Raw genomic sequence first — 6,000 nt, 5'->3', positions numbered from 1 at the left:
ACTTGATTTCTGCACTCTATCTATCTTACGTTTTTTTTGGTTGACCTACTTAATTCTACAATCATAAGCAACAGAACAAGACCACAAACCCGCTAAATGTCCTGTTAACTTATGAGACTTCAAAGACGGTGTAAATGGATCATCTGCCAAAAGCCTTAATACATTAACAATTTGATTCTTTAATTGCGGGTTTTTCTTTGTAATCTTCCTAAAAGAGCGCTTAAATCCGCTACTCCAGACAACTTCCATCATCATCTCCGAGTAAATCAGCGATCAAATCATCAACGCTTCCCCTATGAGCTGTCCCATCCTTAAAAGCCTGCATTACTTCCTGAGCATTAGCCAAAATTTCAACCCGCCGATTCTCAATTCGTTGCTGGCGAAGAAACTCAAATAAATACTCTCGATCTTCTGTGGGCAAACTTTCAATAGAATTAATAATTTCTTGTAAAGTCATCATAGAACCTCCTAATCAAGTAAATCCTACCTTTACTAACTCTATTTTAATCTCTAAATCCAAAGCCTCAGCTTCTTACATTTGGTCAATTTTGGCAAGAATATGATATAATACACCCGCAGTAAGGGCAAATGTTTCTGGAGGGTAGAAGCAGGGATTAGCGATCGCTATTAGCTAAGGCATTGACTATGATGCTGGATTTGGAGATGTCTATCAAGAGAGGGGATGGGTTTAAGGATTTACTGCCAATAATTCTTAGTATTAGCAGGTTATTTAAGTTAACTTAAACTGAGAATTTTTGATTTTGGATTGTATGTTTGATTTTAGTCTAAAATCAAACATCAGTATATTATAGTTTCTTCAAAAATTAAGTCTGTAGCAAGCTGTTTAGCAAAATCTATAATTTGATTAGTTACTCGTTCAAGAGACAATGCACGCGCAAGATCAAATGCGAGATAAAAGGCTCGAACAGCGGATGGTTTATAGAAAGAGCCTACTTTATGAGACTTTTGGCTTATCCAGTTTAAAAAGTTTTGTAAATCTTCATCATTCTCTATAAGACTATCAATATTTCGTTTCATTAAACTCAACAAATAATCTGCATTACGAAGCATCCCTACAGTTAACAAAAAAAACTTCACGCCAACGAGGTTCGATGAAATGGCTACTTAAATCCTTTAAAGCTTTTTCTAAAGGTTCTAACCCAAGAACTATCTCTCGTGCGGTGAAATACTCATGAAATGTTAAATGGGAAAACGAGTAAATTCCGCGTGCGCGTTCAGTTAACAATCCATGTTGAGCTTCAATGGATTTTAGTATTGCTTCGCTATCTAGTCTAAGAGCTTCTGGATCAAGTTTTGCTTCGGGCAAATTCTGAATATAGTCAGCAATATATTGTTCTAGTTCTTTTTGTTTAAAGAAATAGTCACCTCTCTCAAAAGTGAGCCTTGCAATTTGGCTGAGTAGGTCTTCTTTACGCTGCAAGGATAATTGCTCATATATTTTATCCCGTTCAATATTACGTTTTGCATCCCATTTTTTCAAAAGAATATCTAAACCCTCTTTATAAAGTTCTGAACGATTAGAAGGAAAATCTGCTTTTTCCCCAAAAACTAAACATAGTAATGTCAGCAAGAGAGGACTAGTTGCTAATTCTTGTATTGGTTCATTTCCTTTCAGTTTTTGAATAAACTTATCAACTTTAATTACATCTTTAATTTGGAACAACTTTTTTGCAAAAGTACATATTTGATTTATATCAAAATCTGCAACTTCTACTTCTGTAAAATGTTCAAATACATATTCTTTTGCTCCAATACGGCAAGTTATAACAAACCAATTAGTATTGAATTGCTCAGAAAAATCTTTAATCTGTTTGATAATTCTACTAGAATCTTCCTCTCTAACTTCATCTAATCCATCAAGTAATATCAATCCTCTACCTTGGGTTAATATGTTTTCTACCTGATCAGAAGTAACATTATTTTTGGCAAATTGTAAAAAAATATAATCTAATAAACTTGGGTATTCTTTAGAGTTCTCAGCACCAAGCTTTACCGATAGTTGATCCGTTTCAGTAAAATCTTTTAAAGTAATAAAAATAGGAACTTTATCAGCTTGAAAATCACCTAAATTGCATCGAATTATTAAATATTTCAAAAAAGTGGTTTTACCTGCTCCTGGCTTACCTAAAACTACTAATTTTGAATATTTTTCTACAGCTTTAGTGCCAATTACCCGTTTTTCAGATATCCTTCCAAGACCAAATCGATCAAAATTAACTTGATTACAATTCTGTTGCAAGTCTGAAAGACCTAGACGACGACGGCTAATAATTCTTTCAAGGATATTAACATTTGTATATACCTCTTCTAACCCAATAGGTTGATCCATATCCAGCACGCGCATAGTGCCGTACAACTTTTGGATGCTACTCCGTCTCTTCCTTCTGACTTTTGTAACTAAATCATCAATGTCAGAATTTTTATCACGATTGTTGTAAGAAATACGAACTCAGTTGCAAAGTCGGACAGATACGCGGACAACCTCAGTCAGAGTAACGGACATCTGAGTAGGAAACTGAAGATAGTCAAAGTTTAACGAAGTAATTGTAATTATGAAACCTACTAGCTTCAAGCTTATCTTTCTAACAGTTGTTGGTATTACTCTCCTGTCAGGTGGTACATCTCTCTGGCTTGCCAGCCAACCCACGCCTACTAAACCCCAAAAAGGAATGTTTGAAACTACACAAAACACTTGGCTGATGGGAACTGGAGCTATTTTCGGTTTGTTAGGTGGGCGTTCCGACTCCACTAAGGCCAACAAATCCGACTCAGAAAATTAGCTAGAATAACTAACATCTTGCACTATTGTTGATCAGGTAGAGTGGGCATTGCCCACCCTATACAATAATCATGTTTTTAGACTTTGATTTTGGCAAGAAGATGGTGGTGCAAGATAAAATTAATGACGATTTATAAAATACTGCTGTTCTATGGCAATGCTCACTGGAGATGTCAAATCCGAAAAACGAGAACAAGCACTGCAAAAGCATGACTTAACATTGCAGACTGGCGACGCTCCTTAAGCAATTTACGGATTTGCTCTCCTGGCTGTTTTGTTCGTGGTGGCAACTTTCTGTGCTTATGCTGTTATGTAAAGACTGGAACTCTGAAAAGCGAGGATAGCAAGAACCGATCGCAATTTGCAGAGATCGCAAGCAGTTCTACATTGCAAATGCGTGTATATTGTGGAAGTATGTGAGAAACCGCCAATGAGTGTAAAAACCAAATTTACTTACATATACATCGAAACTATTGTTAAAATCCAAATAATTTTAAGTTAGAATTCCTACCCAACTCCTATGAGAGAAACTGTCCTAGAGGTTCGCAATCTCCAAGTTGAATTTCCCGGTGATGGCAATACTGTCAGAGCTTTGGATGGTATTTCCTTTGGGCTGCATCGAGGTGAAACTCTAGGAATCGTAGGAGAATCGGGGAGTGGAAAATCAGTGACAGCCCTAGCTGTGATGGGTTTGTTGCAGACTCCCGGTATAGTTACTGGCGGTGAAATCTGGTTTCGTCCGCAGGAGAATGGCGACCCCATCGATTTGGTAAAATTGCCTCCTGAGCAAATGCAGTTACACCGGGGTGGCGACATCGCCATGATTTTTCAAGAACCGATGAGTTCGCTCAATCCAGTTTATAACATTGGGTTTCAGCTAACAGAGGCGATTGTGCGACATCAAAATGTGTCAGCCGCCCAAGCACGACAAATTGCGATCGCAGGTCTGCAAGAGGTTAAACTTCTACCTAGCGATGAGGAGATCCAACAGCAGTATACCGAAACTTCATCGAAACTAGAACCATCAAAGTTGGCACAGTTGGTTAAAGAACACAAAGAAGCCATGCTGGAACGCTACCCCCATGAACTTTCTGGGGGTCAGTTGCAACGGGTAATGATTGCAATGGCAATTTCTTGCAACCCATTAATTTTAATTGCTGATGAACCAACCACAGCCTTGGATGTGACGGTGCAAGCGACTATTTTGGACTTGTTGCGAGAATTGCAGCAAAGTCGTGACATGGCAATGATTTTCATCACCCACGACTTAGGGCTAATTTCAGAAATTGCCGACCAAGTAGCGGTGATGTATAAAGGTAAAGTTGTCGAATCTGGTACTTCTGGGCAAATTTTTAGCACTCCCCAACATCCATATACTAAAGGTTTGATAGCTTGTCGCCCCACACTCAACCGCCGTCCCCAAAAATTACTCACCGTTTCTGACTATATGAGTGCAGAAGAGACACCAACGGGACAAGTAGTAATTCAGGCGAAAGAACCCGCACAACCCGCAGAAATCACCACTGAAGAGATTGCTGCAAGATTGGCAAACTTTAATCAAAAGGAACCCCTGCTGCAAATCCGCAACCTGAAAGTTGGTTTTCCGGTGCGCGGGGTGTTTGGTGGGACAAAACGCTACAATATGGCAGTTAATGGCGTTTCTTTTGATGTTAAACCAGGGGAAACACTAGGTTTGGTGGGAGAATCTGGTTGTGGTAAAACCACCCTTGGTAGAACCTTGCTGCGATTAATTGAACCGATGAGTGGTCAGATTATCTTTGAGAAACAAGATATTACTAGCCTCAAAGGAGAAGCATTGCAAAAACTGCGGCGAGAAATGCAAATAGTCTTTCAAAACCCTTTCAGTTCCCTCGACCCCCGCATGAAGGTTGGCGATGCGGTGATGGAACCATTGTTAATTCACGCTGTTGGCAAAAGCAAGCAACAACGACGCCAGCGAGTAGTCGAACTCTTAGAACGAGTGGGGTTGAGTGCAGATGCGATTAACCGCTATCCGCATCAGTTTTCCGGCGGTCAACGCCAACGGATTTGCATAGCCCGTTCTTTGGCATTGAATCCTAAGTTTATCATCTGCGATGAATCAGTTTCAGCGCTGGATGTTTCTGTACAGGCGCAGGTATTAAATCTTCTTAAAGAGTTACAGTCAGACTTTCAGCTTACTTATATTTTTATTTCTCACGATTTAAGTGTAGTGAAATTTATGAGCGATCGCATTTTAGTGATGAATCGCGGTCAAATTGTTGAAGAAGGTACAGCCGAAAGCATTTACCAAAAACCCAAAGAGGAATACACGCAAAAATTAATTGCTGCGATTCCTACTGGTAGTGCAGAACGGGTGCGAAGTCGGCATCTACGGGCTTTATAGAAAGGGCGGTTATAAACAAATTCGCATTGTCCAGATCCCCGACTTCTCAAAAAAGTCGGGGATCTAATTTTTCGTGGGTTATAAAACAATACGGTTCATTTAAGGCTAAAACTCTTTATCAAAGTCAATTTTTTTAACGAACCGCAGAGGCACAGAGGGAACAGAGAGAGGAAAACAATGCTTAACTGAACCCTATTGGGTTATAAAATTCTTTTTAACTGATATTTGTGCAAACAAAGTTAATTACATCTGCAAGTCCAGACTGAGTTTTTAAATTAGTAAAAATAAAAGGTTTATCACCGCGCATTTTTTTAGCATCTCGTTCCATCACACTTAAATCTGCACCAACGTATGGTGCTAAATCAATTTTGTTAATCACCAACAAATCAGACTTAGTAATGCCGGGGCCACCCTTGCGGGGAATTTTATCACCAGCCGCAACATCGATTACGTAAATCGTTAAATCCACCAATTCGGGGCTAAAAGTTGCAGCTAAATTATCGCCGCCACTTTCCAAAAATACCAAATTCAAATCGATAAAACGTTCTTCCAATTGTTCAATTGCCGCCAAATTCATCGAAGCATCTTCGCGGATAGCAGTATGAGGACAACCACCAGTCTCTACACCCAAAATGCGATCGCTAGCCAACGCCTGAGAACGCACTAAAAACTGAGCATCCTCTTGAGTATAAATATCATTCGTCACCACCGCAATCTGATATTGCTCACGCAATCCCTTGCACAAAGCATCCACCAAAGCCGTCTTCCCCGAACCCACCGGCCCCGCAACCCCCACTCTAAATGCATTCATTTT

General features: G+C 39.5%; 7 protein-coding genes. 2 read left to right on the top strand and 5 right to left on the bottom strand.

The features are described 5' to 3' along the window. Window positions 1–45 precede the first annotated feature (45 nt). From RMX69_RS27900 to RMX69_RS27885, 4 genes are all read right to left on the bottom strand, one after another. Complete coding sequence (locus RMX69_RS27900; protein WP_322639363.1) at window positions 46–249, bottom strand: type II toxin-antitoxin system mRNA interferase toxin, RelE/StbE family; 204 nt, start codon at window positions 247–249, stop codon at window positions 46–48. Then, window positions 230–460, bottom strand: a complete 231-nt coding sequence (locus tag RMX69_RS27895) for a hypothetical protein (RefSeq protein WP_099100473.1) — start codon at window positions 458–460, stop codon at window positions 230–232. The genes RMX69_RS27900 and RMX69_RS27895 overlap by 20 nt, the downstream gene beginning before the upstream one ends. 338 nt (window positions 461–798) lie before the next feature. Then, window positions 799–1,038 (bottom strand): hypothetical protein, encoded by a 240-nt coding sequence (locus RMX69_RS27890; protein ID WP_322639361.1) that lies wholly within the window; start codon window positions 1,036–1,038, stop codon window positions 799–801. A 22-nt stretch (window positions 1,039–1,060) separates the two neighbouring features. After that, window positions 1,061–2,350 (bottom strand): NACHT domain-containing protein, encoded by a 1,290-nt coding sequence (locus tag RMX69_RS27885; RefSeq protein WP_322639360.1) that lies wholly within the window; start codon window positions 2,348–2,350, stop codon window positions 1,061–1,063. A 223-nt stretch (window positions 2,351–2,573) separates the two neighbouring features. Here RMX69_RS27885 and RMX69_RS27880 point away from each other — a divergent pair, with 223 nt between their 5' ends. Continuing rightward, a complete protein-coding gene (locus RMX69_RS27880) occupies window positions 2,574–2,801 on the top strand; it encodes a hypothetical protein (RefSeq protein WP_322639359.1) in 228 nt (75 codons plus the stop codon). Between the two features lie 519 nt (window positions 2,802–3,320). After that, window positions 3,321–5,186 (top strand): ABC transporter ATP-binding protein, encoded by a 1,866-nt coding sequence (locus tag RMX69_RS27875; RefSeq protein ID WP_289798656.1) that lies wholly within the window; start codon window positions 3,321–3,323, stop codon window positions 5,184–5,186. A 214-nt stretch (window positions 5,187–5,400) separates the two neighbouring features. Here the strand turns inward: RMX69_RS27875 and ureG are convergent, their stop codons facing one another. Then, window positions 5,401–5,997 (bottom strand): urease accessory protein UreG, encoded by a 597-nt coding sequence (ureG, locus tag RMX69_RS27870; RefSeq protein ID WP_322639358.1) that lies wholly within the window; start codon window positions 5,995–5,997, stop codon window positions 5,401–5,403. Between the last annotated feature and the right edge of the window lie 3 nt (window positions 5,998–6,000).

Origin of the sequence: Nostoc sp. EspVER01, from assembly GCF_034530635.1 — a bacterium.
Lineage (GTDB): Bacteria > Cyanobacteriota > Cyanobacteriia > Cyanobacteriales > Nostocaceae > Nostoc.
Note: the sequence above shows the minus strand (reverse complement) of the source record. Positions and strands in the feature narration are given on the sequence as shown.

Excerpts from the sequence above, each read along its gene's own strand:
- ureG (WP_322639358.1), bottom strand. The coding sequence starts at position 5,997 with ATGAATGCATTTAGAGTGGGGGTTGCGGGGCCGGTGGGTTCGGGGAAG.
- RMX69_RS27875 (WP_289798656.1), top strand. The coding sequence starts at position 3,321 with ATGAGAGAAACTGTCCTAGAGGTTCGCAATCTCCAAGTTGAATTTCCC.
- RMX69_RS27890 (WP_322639361.1), bottom strand. The coding sequence starts at position 1,038 with ATGAAACGAAATATTGATAGTCTTATAGAGAATGATGAAGATTTACAA.
- RMX69_RS27895 (WP_099100473.1), bottom strand. The coding sequence starts at position 460 with ATGATGACTTTACAAGAAATTATTAATTCTATTGAAAGTTTGCCCACA.
- RMX69_RS27880 (WP_322639359.1), top strand. The coding sequence starts at position 2,574 with ATGAAACCTACTAGCTTCAAGCTTATCTTTCTAACAGTTGTTGGTATT.
- RMX69_RS27885 (WP_322639360.1), bottom strand. The coding sequence starts at position 2,350 with ATGGATCAACCTATTGGGTTAGAAGAGGTATATACAAATGTTAATATC.
- RMX69_RS27900 (WP_322639363.1), bottom strand. The coding sequence starts at position 249 with ATGGAAGTTGTCTGGAGTAGCGGATTTAAGCGCTCTTTTAGGAAGATT.